This is a genomic window from Vibrio sp. LQ2 (genome assembly GCF_023920125.1).
GTDB lineage: Bacteria > Pseudomonadota > Gammaproteobacteria > Enterobacterales > Vibrionaceae > Vibrio > Vibrio fluvialis.
Window position 1 is genome coordinate 4,555,099 of sequence record NZ_CP085308.1, and the last position, 16,912, is coordinate 4,572,010.

Genomic DNA, 16,912 nt, shown 5'->3' on the forward strand with positions numbered 1-16,912 from the left:
TTATGAAATTCAATCAAACATCAACCTGGCGCGGCCTGGTCTTAATCGGTAGCGCAGTGGCGGCAATCTTCGGCTATGGCGACCTGTTTAGTGCGTCCATCACTGCAGATGGTGTGCAAATGGGCGGCGTTATCGGCCAGGCTGCAGCCGTCATCGTTCCTGCAGCTATTGGCGTCTATGATGCTGTGCGCGACGAAGTCAAAGGCGCTGAGAATCTGCTGGACAAGCAAGCCAGCTAAGGGGAAATATGGAAACCGTCATTGTGGCCGTGGTAACGGGTGCGATTAGCAGCGTTGCCACTATCGTGGCGCTGAAAGTGGATATCTCCTGGATTAAGAACACACTCAGCGACCATGAAAAGCGTTTACGGGCACTGGAGGCCAAGTAAATGGGAATACCGACTCAATTCGGCGTTGACGTCAAAACGCCGGAGCCGTTGACCATCAAGATAGACGTCAGCGAGCGCACCATGCTCCTGGGCGGATTCATCGTCATAGTGGCGGCGGTCACGCTCAAGAGACTCAAGAAATAACAGGGCTATCACGGCCCTGTTTCTTTTTCTTCCTATACCGTTTTTTTTTCTTACGGCGGAACTCGATCACGTTCGACGTCGTTTTCAGGCTGACACGAATATCCAGCTCCATTAAGTCATAGGCAGAGATTTCACGCCCTGCAGGAGTCAGCAACACATCCTTACGGATACGAAAGCCGCGCCACTCCTTAGACGTTGGCAGATAGCCACGGTGCATGATGAGAAGCAAGCGAACAACCGACAGCGGCCAGTTACCTTTCAACTGCCAGTTCTTCACCGTATTGGGATGCACACCGAAGTATTCAGCCGCCTGTTTGTGATCGTCAAAATGCCACAAAAGGAGATCCTTTACCTGGTTGATGTACATTCCGTTCTCGAATAGCTCTTCTTTTACCCTTCTTTTCATGTGATCTAAGTCTCATTATTGTTAATGGGACGAAAATCATATTTTTCATGGGATTTACTGACAATAAACAGCAAGTTAGGCATTTTCACTATATTAGTAATTTGTGATGAACTTAAAAGATGCCTACTCGTTGCGTATTGGTTATTCATTCAGGAATGAAATTGATTTTACATAAACCATAATAATGAACCTTGGATAACTGGTAGGTCATCACCTGGGAAATCGTATTCAGACAGAAGTTCACGAACTTCCATTTCTACTAGTTCTAGCAGCTCTTCATCGTCAACCATGTCACATTTGTTCATGAATACGATGATGTAAGGAATACCAACCTGACGGCCTAGTAGGATGTGCTCACGAGTTTGTGGCATTGGACCATCTGTTGCAGCAACAACTAGGATACCACCGTCCATTTGCGCAGCACCAGTGATCATGTTTTTAACATAGTCAGCGTGTCCTGGGCAGTCTACGTGTGCGTAGTGACGGCTTGGAGTGTCATACTCTACGTGAGAAGTAGAGATTGTGATACCGCGCTCGCGCTCTTCTGGAGCGTTGTCGATTGACGCGAAGTCACGTGCTGCACCGCCGTATACTTTAGACAGAGTAGTACAGATTGCTGCAGTTAGAGTTGTTTTACCGTGGTCAACGTGGCCGATAGTACCAACGTTTACGTGCGGTTTCGTACGTTCAAATTTTTCTTTAGACATGAGTTGTCCCTCTAGGTACGGATATAGGTGGCTTTAATTTATGACCACGCAACCAAAAATTACCGGTAGTAAAGTATATATCAAAAGGAAAACTTTGCTTAGAGCTGGTGCTGATAGGCAGATTCGAACTGCCGACCTCATCCTTACCAAGGATGCGCTCTACCGCCTGAGCTATATCAGCACTCTTGAATGAGTGGAGCGGGCAGCGGGAATCGAACCCGCATCATCAGCTTGGAAGGCTGAGGTAATAGCCATTATACGATGCCCGCAACACGTAACTCTGAGAGCTATTTCCTTTAGAATATGGTGGAGGGGGACGGATTCGAACCATCGAAGGCGGAGCCGGCAGATTTACAGTCTGCTCCCTTTGGCCACTCGGGAACCCCTCCAAATTTTATCCACTATACGTCTTGGAGTTTTACTCCTAAGGAAAGTGGTGCCGACTACCGGAATCGAACTGGTGACCTACTGATTACAAGTCAGTTGCTCTACCTACTGAGCTAAGTCGGCATAAGTGGAGCGCATTCTATTGAATGATTTCTTAGCTTGCAACCCTTAAAGCTAAAAAAAATCCAAATTTGGCACGTTTTTGTTTATTCGATGATTTTTCACCCGAATTTAGGTTCAATCGCTAATTCTGTCATCTTTCTCATTTGCATTATCAGCGCCATATTGTATGTTCCCTTCTCTTATTCTAATTATACGATTGAGCATTTTATGAGCCCGTACTTGTCTTTTGCTCGTCATCAGTGGGCAGAGTTGAGAAATTCTGTGCCTATGACGTTGTCGGAAACGGACCTTCAAGAGCTGCAAGGCATCAATGAAAACCTAACCATCAAAGAAGCGATAGAGATCTATCTGCCGCTCGCCAGGTTGTTGAATTTGTATGTCGCCGCCAGGCAGAGCCGTAACTCAGTGCTGAATCAGTTTTTGGGTAACACCGAAAAAGCACCACCTTTTGTGATTGGTATTGCCGGCAGTGTCGCCGTCGGGAAAAGCACCACTGCTCGTCTGCTCAAAGCGCTGCTATCACGTTGGGAAAACCATCCGAAAGTCGAGTTGATTACCACCGATGGTTTTCTGTACCCGAACCGCATTCTGAACGAACGCGACATCATGCATAAAAAGGGGTTCCCTGAATCCTATGACATGCGCCGTCTGGTCCAGTTTGTCTCGGACGTGAAAGCTGGCGAGCCACATGTGGAAGCCCCGATCTACTCGCATCTAACTTACGACATTACGCCGGAAGTTAAAGTGGTCGATCGCCCGGACGTATTGATCATTGAAGGTCTGAATGTGCTGCAAAGCGGCATGGACTACCCACATGATCCGCATCGTGTGTTTATCTCTGACTTTCTCGACTTCTCTATTTATGTCGATGCCGACAGCACGATGATCGAGAAGTGGTATGTGGAACGTTTCATGAAGTTTCGCCAAGGTGCTTTTATGAAGCCGGGATCGTATTTCAGCCACTACACTCAATTGAGCGAAGAAGAGGCCGTCGCCAAGGCGAAAGAGATTTGGCACAACATCAACGGCAAAAACCTGCAACAGAACATTTTGCCGACCAAAGAGCGCGCGCAACTGATTCTGCGTAAAAGCCTCAATCATACGGTCGAAGAAGTGCTGCTGAGAAAGTAGTATCTGCAATAAAAAAAGAGGCCTGAGCCTCTTTTTTTATTCACCTTTACGTAACGAAATTTCGCCACCGATAAAGCTCTTTATCCCATCTTCCATTTCCAGCAATACGCCACCATGCGCATCGATGCCCCGTTCAATACCGGTAATCTCATTGGCGCCCATGATCAGTCGCACTTTACGGCCAATAAAGTTGTCCAGTCGGTTCCAACGTTCGACAAAGTCCTGCATGCCATGTAACTCATAGTCGCGCAGTGCCTGATCCAGTGCCTGAATGAAGGCGACCGCCAGTTGGTTACGATCGACACGATCCTGACCGATCACCTGCGACAAACTCGCCCACGGCTGATCGATGTTGGATTCACGATCCTGCATAATGAGGTTCATCCCCATACCAATCACTAAATGGGCAGCCGCGCCGGCTTGACCCGACAACTCCACCAGAATCCCGGCAAGTTTGCGATCTTGGTAATACAGATCGTTTGGCCATTTCAGTTTGACGCCTTCCAGCCCCATCTTTTCCAACGCTTCAACAATCGCGACTCCGACCACTAAACTCAGGCCCATAGCCGCCGCAATTCCCGCATCGAGGCGCCAGTACATGGAAAAGTAGAGGTTAGCGCCGAAAGGTGACACCCAATGACGACCACGACGTCCTCGCCCATTGGCTTGGTACTCCGCCAAACACACCGTGCCTGATGTCAACGTATCAACGTTATCCAGCAGATACTGGTTGGTTGAACCAATAATAGGATGCAGCTCAACCGGGTTATTCACCTGAGCTTGAATCAACGCTTCATCCAACATATGCAGTGGCTGAGCCAACTGGTAGCCTTTGCCTTGTACGCGAAATACGTCCACGCCCCATTCCTGAATGCCTTGAATGTGTTTGCTGATCGCGGCACGGGTCATGCCTAACTGCGCGCCAAGCGATTCACCAGAATGAAAAGCACCATCCGACAATGTCTTTAATAACGTCAGTTTCACACTATGCTCTTTCACTCTGCTTGCTCCATTAGGGTAGTTAAATGAGTTTCCTGAATTGCGCCCATAAAGCGCACTTCATGTTCAAGGCGAATGCTGTATTTCTCTTCGACTCGTTCTCGCACTAACGCAGCCAACTCAACGACATCTCGTGACGTAGCATGGCCGGTATTTATCAGAACCAAGGCTTGTTTGGGATGAACTTGCGCGCCTCCCACACTCACACCTTTTAAACCCGCGCTATCAATAAGCCAGCCCGCCGCCACTTTCACACCGCCTGCTGCCGGATAAGCCACAATCTCTGGATACGTTTGTTTGAGTTTCGCGTAGTGTTCCTCTGCAATCACAGGGTTCTTAAAAAAGCTCCCCGCATTACCAGTGACAGAAGGGTCAGGCAACTTGTCCATACGAGTACGACATACTGTGTGATAGATCTCTTCTGGCGAGCAACTCTCACCTAATGCCTGCAAAGGGCCATAAGAGGCTACCGCTTGCCAGTGCTTTTTCAGCACGAGTCCGACAGCGACAACAATCGCTTTACCATACAGCTGGTGTTTAAAAATGGAGTCTCGATAACCAAACTGGCACTCTTGCGCGCTAAGACGCTTGATGGAAAAGCTTTCCAGACACAGGTAGTCCACATACTGGCAGATATCCTGAAACTCGACTCCATACGCGCCGATATTCTGAATGGGAGCAGACCCCGCGCAACCAGGAATGAGAGCGAGATTCTCCATACCATAGAACTGCTGGTTCATACACCAGGTAACTAAGGCTGGCCAATCTTCGCCTCCGTTTACATGCAGGTAGTGATGATGTTCATCTTCACGGTGTTCGATACCTGTAATGTTATTCACCATGACCAACCCCTGATAAGGTTCAGTAAACAGCATATTACTGCCCTTACCCAGCATCAGTTTAGGTGAGCCTTGCCAACGCTCATCTTTATAGAGTTGCACCAGATCATCCACCGATCCAATGATCGCCAGCGCCTTGCACGACTGTTCGATACCAAACGTATGATAGGGCTTTAAGTTCGCGTCGAGATGTAATTGCATGAGATTCTTTGAATAAACTAAACTGGGGTCATTCTACAACAGATGTACTTTGAAGACAGATACAAATGCCAACTCTGCAATTTGAACACATAGACCCGATAAAGTTGCCTTTGATAAAGCGTTTTTATAAGCAGCACTACGCGAGTACCAAACCCAAAAGCGATGAATTAATGATTGGTGCGTACGGCGAACAAGGTTTGTGCGCCGTAGTGCGATTTCGCCAAATAGCTCAGTATCGGCTGCTGACCGGCATGGCGGTAGACAGTAACCAACGAGGATGTGGCATCGGTCTCGCCTTGTTGAACTACTGTAGTCAACACATCTTACAACATAACGATTACTGCTTTGCCTATAGCCACCTTGCTGAGTTTTACCGCAAAGCGGCTTTCATCCCGGTAATGGCTGATACACTTCCTACCGAACTACAAACATTACTTAATCGTTATTCATCAAGCGGTAAAGATCTCATTCCGATGCAATTCATCCCATAGAGATGGTAAGAATTGTGCACTTTCCTAGCCTTTCTTTGCCGAGTTTTGGTAATATGCTCTGCTCGCAATTTTGCACGTACGTAAGGTAAAGCATCCCTATGATTGCTCGTAGAAACCCATTCGAACAGCTACCAACTATTGCGCAAGATCCGAATAAGTTTGGTATTTTGTTCTCTGCCAAAGAATTCCGCACTCATCTGATTGAGTCGATTCGTCAGGCAAGTAAGCGTATCTACATAGTGGCGCTCTATTTAGAGAATGATGATGCTGGTCGCGAAATTCTCACTGAGCTGTATGAAGCGAAGCAACGTAATCCCGGCCTGGACATCAATATTTGTGTTGACTGGCACCGTGCCCAACGCGGCCTTATCGGCGCGGCTTCTTCCGAAGGCAATGCGGCGATGTACAAATCTTTCAAAGATCAGTATGACCATTGCATTCCGGTTTATGGTATTCCCGTTCGTGGCAAAGAAGTCTTTGGTGTCCTACACCTAAAAGGCTTCATTATCGATGATCAAGTGATCTACAGCGGCGCCAGCCTTAACAACGTCTATTTGCATTACAAAGAACGTTACCGCTTTGACCGTTATCATACGATAGAAAACCAAGTGTTGGCCGACAGTATGGTCGCGTTCATTCAGCAGCAGATGCTGGCTCACCCGGCGGTCAACGATCTCGCATGTCACAGCAAGCCAACCACCAAAGAAATTAAAACCGATATTCGCCAGTTCCGCGCGACGCTATCTCAAGCTGGGTACGATTTTGAATCGCAGCAGGTATCACCTGATCAAGTGGGCATTACGCCGTTGGTCGGTATCGGCAAACGCCGCAACCGCCTGAATCAATACATCGTTCAGCTGATTGCTCAGGCTAAAGATGAAATCTTCATCTGCACACCGTATTTCAATTTCCCGAAAGGCGTCGCCAAGGAAGTGCGTAAAGCCATTAAACGCGGCGTGAAAGTCCATATTGTGGTGGGTGATAAAACGGCGAATGACTTCTATATTCCACCGACGCAAGAGTTTAAAACCATTGGTGGATTGCCGTATTTGTATGAACTTAACCTGCGTCGATTTGCGAAAATCAACGAAGCGAATATCGCCAGCCGCAAACTCTCTATCCATCTGTGGAAAGATGGGGATAACAGTTTCCACTTGAAAGGAATCTGGGTGGATAAACGGTATATGCTCATCACTGGCAACAACCTTAATCCACGCGCCTGGAAGCTAGACTTAGAGAACGCAATTCTGATCACTGATGATTATCATCACCTGACTGAGCGTTTTGAACAGGAAGTACAAAACATTCTCCAGCACACTCAACTGGTTTGTACGTACAAACAAATTGAGAAGCTTGAGAACTATCCAGAAACCGTTCAGCGCCTGATTCGTAAAATTACGCGGGTCAAAGCCGATCGAGTGCTCAAACAGATTCTCTGATTATCAAACACTCTGAAAAGCCGATGCCCAGCATCGGCTTTTTTATATCTTTGCTATCCCCCAACCACGCATCAAGAGAGTACTATTTTGCGGCCCGGATAAGTCTCATCAACGTGAACTGATGGGCGTAAGCTTCCACTGACAGGCTTGATTAGCAAAGAAAAGTCCCCGCAATTCATGAAGACAAGGTTCTGTAGTGCACCAGTCTGAAGCCAACCTGAGCAATGCCAAGCAAGATAAGCCAGGTCTATCTTTGCCAAACAGAGGCGCGATGACAACAAAGCTGAGGGGTAAGACCCTGAGAGAGGTAGCGACCCGTTAGGAATAACGCTTAAGAGTGACAAAGCGTAAGGGCGAGAAAAAGAGGAGCGCGAAGCGCTCAGTGAGTCTGGAGAGTGTGGAGGTTTAGCAACTCCCAGATAGTAAAAAACCCCAGCATTGCTGCTGAGGTCTTAAATAAGTGGCGGAGCGGACGGGACTCGAACCCGCGACCCCCGGCGTGACAGGCCGGTATTCTAACCAACTGAACTACCGCTCCGCACTGGTTAGACTCAAGAGTCTAAATTTAAAGCCTGGCGATGTTCTACTCTCACATGGGGAAACCCCACACTACCATCGACGCTGTTTCGTTTCACTTCTGAGTTCGGAATGGAATCAGGTGGGTCCAAAACGCTATGGTCGCCAAGCAAATTCTTAAAATTCGGAAAGCTGTTTTCGTTCTCACAACATTACTGCACCACTCTCACTTTGCCGTGGCGCAGGTCATTGAGCACCATCTCTTTCGGGCCGTCGGCGATGATGCAGCCTTTCTCCATCACAATCACCCGGTCGACCACATCCAGCATGGTGGTTTTGTGGGTGATGAGCACCAGTGTCTCACTCGGGGTGAGCTGACTGAGCTGATGTTTGATTTGCAGCTCAGAGCGGTTGTCCATCGCGCTGGTGGGCTCATCCATCAGCAGCACGGGCGGACGGCCGAGCAGGGCGCGGGCAATGGCGACCGCCTGACGCTGACCGCCGGAGAGCAGCAGGCCGCCTTCACCGACCTGACGCTCCAGTCCTGCCGGATCTTGTTGGGTAAACACGGTCACGCCGGCGCGGTTGGCAGCGTCCATCACGTCGCGGTCGTCAGCCAGCGGGCGCCCGAGGGTGATGTTGTCGCGAATGGTGCCGTAAAACAGCACGCTTTCTTGCGGCACACAGCCGATGTTGCGCCGCACATCAATGTGGTGCAGCTGCTGAATGTCGGTATCGTCAATGCGCACGTGACCTTCGGTGGGCTGGTAGAGGCCCATGATGAGGCGCTCTAAGGTGGTTTTGCCCGAGCCGATGCGACCAATGATGGCGACTTTCTCGCCCGGATTGATGGTCAGGCTGAGGTCACGAATCGAGGCCACTGGCGAGTTCGGGTAGTGGAAGGTCACTTTATCGAGCTCAATCTTGCCCTGAATCATCGGGCGGTGAATGTAGCGTTTGCCTTCTTCTTGTTCGTCGGGCATCGCCATCACCTGCTCAATGATGGTCAGCGACGATTTGGCCTGATTGTAGCGGGTGGAGAGCAGCGACAGCTGCACCAGCGGCCCAATCGCGCGCCCGCTCAGCATGGTGGCGGCAATCAGCCCGCCCATGGTGAGGTCACCTTCGGCAATCAGGTAGACACCGAGAATAATCATGCCGACGTTCGACGATTGCTGGACAAAGCCGGCGGTGTTCTGAATCCCGTCGGTGATGCGGCGGCTTTTGATGTTCCAGTTGGCCATGTGCGCCACCGCTTCTTCCCAGCGGTACTGAAACTGGCTCTGCGCGCCGAACAGTTTGAGGGTTTCAAGCCCCGCCAGGCTCTCAATCAGGTTGGCGTACTTTTGCGAGGCGAGGCGCGAGCCTTCTTCAATCGCGCGGCGCAGCGGCGCCTGAATCAGCAGCGAGTAGACAATCAGAATCACCACGCCGGCGACCGGCACCAGCACCAGATTGCCGGCCATCAGCCAAATCAGAATCAGAAACAGCAGCGCAAACGGCAGGTCAATCAGAGAGGCGATGGTCGCCGAGGTAAAGAACTCGCGGATTGACTCAAACTCCTGCAGGTGACGCGCAAAGGCGCCGACCGACGGCGGGCGCGACTCCATACGAATGCCCATCACTTTGGCAAACAGTTTGGAGGAAATCAGAATGTCGGACTTTTTCCCCGCCACGTCGATGAAGTAGTTGCGCAGCAGCTTGAGGGTCAAATCAAACAAGAAGATGATGAACACGCCGCTGGCCAGCACCCACAGGGTCTCAAACGCGAGGTTGGGCACCACTTTGTCGTACACCAGACGGGTGAACATCGGCGCGGCGATGGCAAACAGGTTAATCAGAACTGAGGCCACCAGAACGTCGCGGTAGATGCGTTTTGACTGCCAGATGGTGCCCCAGAACCAGTGACCGTGGCGGGTCTTGAGCACTTCCGGTGAGCGTTCATCAAAGCGAAACTGCTTTTTGACCATGAAGTAGCGGCCGATGTAGCGCTCGGCGAGCTCTGCCAGCGGGTAGGCGACCGGTACCATGCCCGATTCGGCGGTGACGATTTCCGCTTCCTGCTTCTCTTCGTTGATGCTGCTCAGCACGCACGCTTCGCCGCTTTTGAGCAGCAGCACCACCGGAAACACCAGATGTGGAATGGCCTGGAGCGCCGAGCGGTTCTCTTTGGCGACCAGACCCGCCCGCTCGGCGGCGCGCGGAAATAAAAACGGCGTCAGCTTACCGTCGGAGAGCGGCAGGCCGTTGACCAGCGCCTCCGGCGAATTGGCGAGGCCGTAATAACGGCTGACGTATATCAGGGCATTGAGCAGCGTGTCTTGCATTCCGCGCATCCTTATCTATCCACAATAAAACCTTGGAACACATCGATAAAATGCTCCGACAGAAAATCGAGCTGCACTTGGGTCTCGACCCGTGACGCAATGGTGGTGACGCCCAAATCGTGCGCGGTGCGCGAAATGGAGGTGAGGGTAAATTTCTGCTTCTCGTCATCCAGGTGATGAGTGAAGAGGTAGTCGAGTTTGACGTAATCCGGACGGAACTCGTTGATGTAATCGAGCGACTGGAAGTTACGGCCGTAGTTGTCGACCCCAAAGCCAGCGCCCGCGCTGCGCACCGCATGACAGAACAGGGCGGTGTGATGGGGCGCGTTGACAAAGCAGCTCTCGGGAATTTCAAAATGCAGTTTGTCGCACACGGCTTTGTGGCGCGCGAGCAGTTGGGTGACCCAACGAATGAAGCTCGGCTGCTCGATGCTGCTTTGCGCGATGTTGATGGCGAGGGTGTCGGTCAGCTCGCCGGCGTCGAGTTTCTCCACCATGGCCTGCAACACGTACTGGTCAAACAGGTGGCTGGCGTGCAGTTGCTCTAAGGCAAACAGGTATTGGTTGGCGCTGTAGCGCACGTTGTCTTTTTCAATCGCCGAGAACACTTCACGGTGGAAGGTCTGGCCGTCGCTGTGGTTGGCCGCCTGGAAGCGGAAGGTGACCCAGTCGTGATGAATCGCTTCTTCAACCAGCGCTTTCCATTGCTGTTTGCCCATCACCACCTGATGGGTGGCACTGGTGACAAAACCGTACTTCAGCTCCGGATTGGCTTTGGACGTGGCCACCGCGTTATCCAGCAGTGAGAGCATCTCGGTCGAGGTTTTGCTCTCTTTGTTGTGCACCACACCCAGCGACGCATCCGCCGCGGCCATGCCGGTCGGATCAGGGTTGACCACCTGAATGGCGTTGATGAGGCCATCGGCCACCAGACGCAGCTCGCTCTCATCCAGGTTAGGCAAAATCAAACCGAACTCATCGGTGGAGATGCGCGCAATGGTGGCGTTTGGCGTGGTGACGGTGGCTTTGAGCTGCGCGGCCAAATCGCGCACCATGCCGTCGCCCGCTTCGTAGCCTTTCTCTTTTAAAGCCTGGCGATGTTCTACTCTCACATGGGGAGACCCCACACTACCATCGACGCTGTTTCGTTTCACTTCTGAGTTCGGAATGGAATCAGGTGGGTCCAAAACGCTATGGTCGCCAAGCAAATTCTTAAAATTCGGAAAGCTGTTTTCGTTCTCACAACACATTCTTATGCGCTTAGCTTTGAGTCCAATACAAAACCCCTTGGGTGTTGTATGGTTAAGCCTCACGGGCAATTAGTACAGGTTAGCTCAACGCCTCACAACGCTTACACACCCTGCCTATCAACGTTCTAGTCTCGAACAACCCTTTAGGACAGTTAAACTGTCAGGGAAGACTCATCTCAGGGCTCGCTTCCCGCTTAGATGCTTTCAGCGGTTATCGATTCCGAACTTAGCTACCGGGCAATGCGTCTGGCGACACAACCCGAACACCAGAGGTTCGTCCACTCCGGTCCTCTCGTACTAGGAGCAGCCCCCTTCAATCTTCCAACGCCCACGGCAGATAGGGACCGAACTGTCTCACGACGTTCTAAACCCAGCTCGCGTACCACTTTAAATGGCGAACAGCCATACCCTTGGGACCGACTTCAGCCCCAGGATGTGATGAGCCGACATCGAGGTGCCAAACACCGCCGTCGATATGAACTCTTGGGCGGTATCAGCCTGTTATCCCCGGAGTACCTTTTATCCGTTGAGCGATGGCCCTTCCATACAGAACCACCGGATCACTATGACCTGCTTTCGCACCTGCTCGAACCGTCATTCTCGCAGTTAAGCGGGCTTATGCCATTGCACTAACCTCACGATGTCCAACCGTGATTAGCCCACCTTCGTGCTCCTCCGTTACTCTTTGGGAGGAGACCGCCCCAGTCAAACTACCCACCAGGCACTGTCCTCACCCCGGATAACGGGGCTAAGTTAGAACATCAAACATACAAGGGTGGTATTTCAAGGACGGCTCCAACGCAACTAGCGTCACGTCTTCAAAGCCTCCCACCTATCCTACACATGTAGGTTCAATGTTCAGTGCCAAGCTGTAGTAAAGGTTCACGGGGTCTTTCCGTCTAGCCGCGGGTACACTGCATCTTCACAGCGATTTCAATTTCACTGAGTCTCGGGTGGAGACAGCGTGGCCATCATTACGCCATTCGTGCAGGTCGGAACTTACCCGACAAGGAATTTCGCTACCTTAGGACCGTTATAGTTACGGCCGCCGTTTACCGGGGCTTCGATCAAGAGCTTCGCTTACGCTAACCCCATCAATTAACCTTCCGGCACCGGGCAGGCGTCACACCGTATACGTCATCTTACGATTTTGCACAGTGCTGTGTTTTTAATAAACAGTTGCAGCCACCTGGTATCTGCGACTCTCATCAGCTCCATCCGCGAGGGACTTCACCATCAAGAGCGTACCTTCTCCCGAAGTTACGGTACCATTTTGCCTAGTTCCTTCACCCGAGTTCTCTCAAGCGCCTTGGTATTCTCTACCCGACCACCTGTGTCGGTTTGGGGTACGATTCCTTACAATCTGAAGCTTAGAGGCTTTTCCTGGAAGCATGGCATCAATGACTTCACTACCGTAGTAGCTCGACGTCGTGTCTCAGCCTTAAAGAGAGCCGGATTTACCTAACCCTCAAGCCTACGCACTTGAACCTGGACAACCGTCGCCAGGCCCACCTAGCCTTCTCCGTCCCCCCATCGCAATTGTAAGAAGTACGGGAATATTAACCCGTTTCCCATCGACTACGCCTTTCGGCCTCGCCTTAGGGGTCGACTTACCCTGCCCCGATTAACGTTGGACAGGAACCCTTGGTCTTCCGGCGGGGAGGTTTTTCACCCCCCTTGTCGTTACTCATGTCAGCATTCGCACTTCTGATACCTCCAGCATGCTTTACAACACACCTTCAACGGCTTACAGAACGCTCCCCTACCCAATACGATAAATCGCATTGCCGCAGCTTCGGTTTACAGCTTAGCCCCGTTACATCTTCCGCGCAGGCCGACTCGACTAGTGAGCTATTACGCTTTCTTTAAATGATGGCTGCTTCTAAGCCAACATCCTAGCTGTCTGAGCCTTCCCACATCGTTTCCCACTTAGCTGTAATTTGGGACCTTAGCTGGCGGTCTGGGTTGTTTCCCTCTCCACGACGGACGTTAGCACCCGCCGTGTGTCTCCCGGATAGTACTTACTGGTATTCGGAGTTTGCAAAGGGTTGGTAAGTCGGGATGACCCCCTAGCCTTAACAGTGCTCTACCCCCAGTAGTATTCGTCCGAGGCGCTACCTAAATAGCTTTCGGGGAGAACCAGCTATCTCCGAGTTTGATTGGCCTTTCACCCCTAGCCACAAGTCATCCGCTAATTTTTCAACATTAGTCGGTTCGGTCCTCCAGTTGATGTTACTCAACCTTCAACCTGCCCATGGCTAGATCACCCGGTTTCGGGTCTATATCCAGAGACTGAACGCCCAGTTAAGACTCGGTTTCCCTACGGCTCCCCTAAATGGTTAACCTTGCCACTGAATATAAGTCGCTGACCCATTATACAAAAGGTACGCAGTCACCCCACGAAGAGGCTCCTACTGCTTGTACGTACACGGTTTCAGGTTCTATTTCACTCCCCTCACAGGGGTTCTTTTCGCCTTTCCCTCACGGTACTGGTTCACTATCGGTCAGTCAGGAGTATTTAGCCTTGGAGGATGGTCCCCCCATATTCAGACAGGATAACACGTGTCCCGCCCTACTCGATTTCACTGAACATGCGCTGTCGGCTACGGGGCTATCACCCTGTTTCGCGGTCCTTTCCAGAACCTTCACCTGACGCATGTAAAGCTTAAGGGCTAATCCAATTTCGCTCGCCGCTACTATCGGAATCTCGGTTGATTTCTTCTCCTCGGGGTACTTAGATGTTTCAGTTCCCCCGGTTCGCCCTGTTAACCTATGTATTCAGTTAACAGTAACTGCTTATGCAGTTGGGTTTCCCCATTCGGAAATCTCAGACTCAAGTGGCTGTTACTGCCTAATCTGAGCTTATCGCAAGTTACTACGTCCTTCATCGCCTCTGACTGCCAAGGCATCCACCGTGTACGCTTAGTCACTTAACCATACAACCCGAAGGAGTTTCGGGTTGTCGTTAAACAACCTAGGTGTCACACATTTATTTTTCATGAGTGTGTGACTGATTTTGCCGGACTCAATTTATCAATCTGTGTGAACACTCATCGCAATAATCATTCGTATAAGGAGGTGATCCAGCGCCAGGTTCCCCTAGCGCTACCTTGTTACGACTTCACCCCAGTCATGAACCACAAAGTGGCAAGCGTCCTCCCGAAGGTTAAACTACCTGCTTCTTTTGCAGCCCACTCCCATGGTGTGACGGGCGGTGTGTACAAGGCCCGGGAACGTATTCACCGTGACATTCTGATTCACGATTACTAGCGATTCCGACTTCATGGAGTCGAGTTGCAGACTCCAATCCGGACTACGACGCACTTTTTGGGATTCGCTCACTTTCGCAAGTTGGCCGCCCTCTGTATGCGCCATTGTAGCACGTGTGTAGCCCTACTCGTAAGGGCCATGATGACTTGACGTCGTCCCCACCTTCCTCCGGTTTATCACCGGCAGTCTCCCTGGAGTTCCCGACATTACTCGCTGGCAAACAAGGATAAGGGTTGCGCTCGTTGCGGGACTTAACCCAACATTTCACAACACGAGCTGACGACAGCCATGCAGCACCTGTCTCAGAGTTCCCGAAGGCACCAAAGCATCTCTGCTAAGTTCTCTGGATGTCAAGAGTAGGTAAGGTTCTTCGCGTTGCATCGAATTAAACCACATGCTCCACCGCTTGTGCGGGCCCCCGTCAATTCATTTGAGTTTTAATCTTGCGACCGTACTCCCCAGGCGGTCTACTTAACGCGTTAGCTCCGAAAGCCACGGCTCAAGGCCACAACCTCCAAGTAGACATCGTTTACGGCGTGGACTACCAGGGTATCTAATCCTGTTTGCTCCCCACGCTTTCGCATCTGAGTGTCAGTATCTGTCCAGGGGGCCGCCTTCGCCACCGGTATTCCTTCAGATCTCTACGCATTTCACCGCTACACCTGAAATTCTACCCCCCTCTACAGTACTCTAGCCTGCCAGTTTCAAATGCAATTCCGAGGTTGAGCCCCGGGCTTTCACATCTGACTTAACAAACCACCTGCATGCGCTTTACGCCCAGTAATTCCGATTAACGCTCGCACCCTCCGTATTACCGCGGCTGCTGGCACGGAGTTAGCCGGTGCTTCTTCTGCAGCTAACGTCAAAAGATACCGCTATTAACGATACCTCCTTCCTCACTGCTGAAAGTACTTTACAACCCGAAGGCCTTCTTCATACACGCGGCATGGCTGCATCAGGCTTGCGCCCATTGTGCAATATTCCCCACTGCTGCCTCCCGTAGGAGTCTGGACCGTGTCTCAGTTCCAGTGTGGCTGATCATCCTCTCAGACCAGCTAGGGATCGTCGCCTTGGTGAGCCCTTACCTCACCAACTAGCTAATCCCACCTGGGCATATCCTGACGCGAGAGGCCCGAAGGTCCCCCTCTTTGAGCCGAAGCTATCATGCGGTATTAGCCATCGTTTCCAATGGTTATCCCCCACATCAGGGCAATTTCCCAGGCATTACTCACCCGTCCGCCGCTCGCCGCCCAACAAATCCCCCGAAGGTTCAATGTTGTCGCTGCCGCTCGACTTGCATGTGTTAGGCCTGCCGCCAGCGTTCAATCTGAGCCATGATCAAACTCTTCAATTAAAGTTTTGGCTCAATGAATACTGATAACATTACTACGTAATGTTGAATTGACTGTGCTCGATACCGAAGTATCAAATTGGTCACTCAGTTCATTGATAAATCTTTTGCGATTATCATCAACGAGTGCCCACACAGATTGATAGGTTTAGCATCCACCGTGTACGCTTAGTCACTTAACCATACAACCCGAAGGAGTTTCGGGTTGTCGTTAAACAACCTAGGTGTCACACATTTATTTTTCATGAGTGTGTGACTGATTTTGCCGGACTCAATTTGAAGACTTACTGAATCAGTAAGCTTCGATACCAAGCACACTTGAATGTGTTTGTTGGTGTATTCCATCAGGAATACATTGAGAACTTTACAAACAACAATAAATTGTTGTTTTGTCAGCTTTCCAAATTGTTAAAGAGCTATGCCACTTTCTATCGAAAGAAACACTTTCTAAGGATTCTCAGCGTCAGAAATCCGAACCACACCCGTTTTACTGAAGTGGTTTGGCTATCCTATCCAAAAATTCTTAGAGAGTGGTGGGCGATACCGGGTTCGAACCAGTGACCCCCTGCTTGTAAGGCAGGTGCTCTCCCAACTGAGCTAATCGCCCACATTATTTGATTTCCTGTGGCAGGAAATGGTGGGTCGTGCAGGATTCGAACCTGCGACCAATTGATTAAAAGTCAACTGCTCTACCAACTGAGCTAACGACCCGTGGTATCCCGTAGGGGAGTCGAACCCCTGTTACCGCCGTGAAAGGGCGGTGTCCTAGGCCTCTAGACGAACGGGACACTAAGATACTCTTCACATTTAAACCGTATCAATCTGTGTGAACACTCATCGCAATAATCATTCGTATAAGGAGGTGATCCAGCGCCAGGTTCCCCTAGCGCTACCTTGTTACGACTTCACCCCAGTCATGAACCACAAAGTGGCAAGCGTCCTC

Annotated in this window: 10 protein-coding genes, 8 tRNA genes, 4 rRNA genes, 2 pseudogenes and 1 other annotated feature; of the genes and pseudogenes, 6 read left to right on the forward strand and 18 right to left on the reverse strand. The window is 50.8% G+C overall.

Annotated features, from left to right (window positions below):
- The first annotated feature begins 2 nt into the window (after positions 1-2).
- The 3 genes from LGV68_RS21310 to LGV68_RS21320 are packed head-to-tail and all read left to right on the forward strand — an operon-like array spanning position 3 to position 532.
- Positions 3-239 carry a hypothetical protein gene (locus LGV68_RS21310; RefSeq protein ID WP_252536015.1) on the forward strand — a complete coding sequence of 79 codons (237 nt, stop codon included), beginning with the start codon at positions 3-5 and terminating at the stop codon, positions 237-239.
- Positions 240-247: 8 nt separating this feature from the next.
- Positions 248-388 carry a hypothetical protein gene (locus tag LGV68_RS21315; protein WP_222779813.1) on the forward strand — a complete coding sequence of 47 codons (141 nt, stop codon included), beginning with the start codon at positions 248-250 and terminating at the stop codon, positions 386-388.
- Positions 389-532, forward strand: coding sequence for a hypothetical protein (locus LGV68_RS21320; RefSeq protein WP_222779812.1), 144 nt, complete (start codon positions 389-391; stop codon positions 530-532).
- Here LGV68_RS21320 and LGV68_RS21325 read toward each other — a convergent pair.
- From LGV68_RS21325 to LGV68_RS21350, 6 genes and pseudogenes are all read right to left on the reverse strand, one after another.
- Positions 522-938, reverse strand: coding sequence for a DUF3653 domain-containing protein (locus LGV68_RS21325; RefSeq protein WP_222779811.1), 417 nt, complete (start codon positions 936-938; stop codon positions 522-524). The two genes, LGV68_RS21320 and LGV68_RS21325, sit on opposite strands and share 11 nt — an antisense overlap.
- 185 nt (positions 939-1,123) lie before the next feature.
- Positions 1,124-1,645, reverse strand: a pseudogene (locus LGV68_RS21330) (GTP-binding protein); the annotation flags it as partial.
- A 105-nt stretch (positions 1,646-1,750) separates the two neighbouring features.
- Positions 1,751-1,826 (reverse strand) — tRNA-Thr (locus LGV68_RS21335).
- A 13-nt stretch (positions 1,827-1,839) separates the two neighbouring features.
- Positions 1,840-1,914, reverse strand: a tRNA-Gly gene (locus LGV68_RS21340).
- 35 nt (positions 1,915-1,949) lie between these two features.
- Positions 1,950-2,034, reverse strand: a tRNA-Tyr gene (locus LGV68_RS21345).
- A gap of 45 nt (positions 2,035-2,079) precedes the next feature.
- Positions 2,080-2,155 (reverse strand) — tRNA-Thr (locus tag LGV68_RS21350).
- A 207-nt stretch (positions 2,156-2,362) separates the two neighbouring features.
- Between LGV68_RS21350 and coaA the strand changes: the two genes are divergently transcribed.
- Positions 2,363-3,286 carry a type I pantothenate kinase gene (gene coaA / locus LGV68_RS21355; protein WP_024374524.1) on the forward strand — a complete coding sequence of 308 codons (924 nt, stop codon included), beginning with the start codon at positions 2,363-2,365 and terminating at the stop codon, positions 3,284-3,286.
- Positions 3,287-3,322: 36 nt separating this feature from the next.
- Here the strand turns inward: coaA and birA are convergent, their stop codons facing one another.
- Positions 3,323-4,285 (reverse strand): bifunctional biotin--[acetyl-CoA-carboxylase] ligase/biotin operon repressor BirA, encoded by a 963-nt coding sequence (gene birA / locus LGV68_RS21360; RefSeq protein ID WP_055453516.1) that lies wholly within the window; start codon positions 4,283-4,285, stop codon positions 3,323-3,325.
- A complete protein-coding gene (murB, locus tag LGV68_RS21365; RefSeq protein ID WP_252536016.1) occupies positions 4,282-5,325 on the reverse strand; it encodes a UDP-N-acetylmuramate dehydrogenase in 1,044 nt (347 codons plus the stop codon). Before murB ends, birA begins: the two co-directional genes overlap by 4 nt.
- A gap of 65 nt (positions 5,326-5,390) precedes the next feature.
- On the opposite strand from murB, the gene LGV68_RS21370 reads away from it, so the two are divergent.
- Together LGV68_RS21370 and pssA are read left to right on the forward strand one after the other, a co-directional pair.
- Positions 5,391-5,816: a GNAT family N-acetyltransferase gene (locus LGV68_RS21370; protein ID WP_052193096.1), complete on the forward strand. Its 426-nt coding sequence runs from the start codon at positions 5,391-5,393 to the stop codon at positions 5,814-5,816.
- Between the two features lie 98 nt (positions 5,817-5,914).
- Complete coding sequence (gene pssA / locus LGV68_RS21375; protein WP_024374528.1) at positions 5,915-7,255, forward strand: CDP-diacylglycerol--serine O-phosphatidyltransferase; 1,341 nt, start codon at positions 5,915-5,917, stop codon at positions 7,253-7,255.
- 461 nt (positions 7,256-7,716) lie between these two features.
- On the opposite strand, the gene LGV68_RS21380 is transcribed toward pssA, so the two are convergent.
- The 10 genes and pseudogenes from LGV68_RS21380 to LGV68_RS21425 all read right to left on the reverse strand — a co-directional run bounded on the left by LGV68_RS21380 (position 7,717) and on the right by LGV68_RS21425 (position 16,757).
- Positions 7,717-7,793, reverse strand: a tRNA-Asp gene (locus LGV68_RS21380).
- Between the two features lie 32 nt (positions 7,794-7,825).
- Positions 7,826-7,941, reverse strand: a 5S ribosomal RNA gene (gene rrf / locus LGV68_RS21385).
- A gap of 42 nt (positions 7,942-7,983) precedes the next feature.
- Positions 7,984-10,098 carry a type I secretion system permease/ATPase gene (locus LGV68_RS21390; RefSeq protein ID WP_252536017.1) on the reverse strand — a complete coding sequence of 705 codons (2,115 nt, stop codon included), beginning with the start codon at positions 10,096-10,098 and terminating at the stop codon, positions 7,984-7,986.
- 11 nt (positions 10,099-10,109) lie between these two features.
- A pseudogene (locus tag LGV68_RS21395) lies at positions 10,110-11,177 on the reverse strand (EAL domain-containing protein); the annotation flags it as partial.
- A gap of 10 nt (positions 11,178-11,187) precedes the next feature.
- Positions 11,188-11,303: ribosomal RNA gene (rrf, locus tag LGV68_RS21400) — 5S ribosomal RNA — on the reverse strand.
- A gap of 93 nt (positions 11,304-11,396) precedes the next feature.
- Positions 11,397-14,284 (reverse strand): 23S ribosomal RNA (locus LGV68_RS21405).
- A 135-nt stretch (positions 14,285-14,419) separates the two neighbouring features.
- Positions 14,420-15,972, reverse strand: a 16S ribosomal RNA gene (locus LGV68_RS21410).
- The 16S, 23S and 5S rRNA genes sit together here, the layout of an rRNA operon.
- Positions 15,973-16,500: 528 nt before the next feature.
- A tRNA-Val gene (locus tag LGV68_RS21415) sits at positions 16,501-16,576 on the reverse strand.
- 28 nt (positions 16,577-16,604) lie between these two features.
- Positions 16,605-16,680: transfer RNA gene (locus LGV68_RS21420), tRNA-Lys, on the reverse strand.
- Position 16,681: 1 nt separating this feature from the next.
- A tRNA-Glu gene (locus LGV68_RS21425) sits at positions 16,682-16,757 on the reverse strand.
- Between the two features lie 67 nt (positions 16,758-16,824).
- Positions 16,825-16,912, reverse strand: a sequence feature (16S ribosomal RNA rRNA prediction is too short).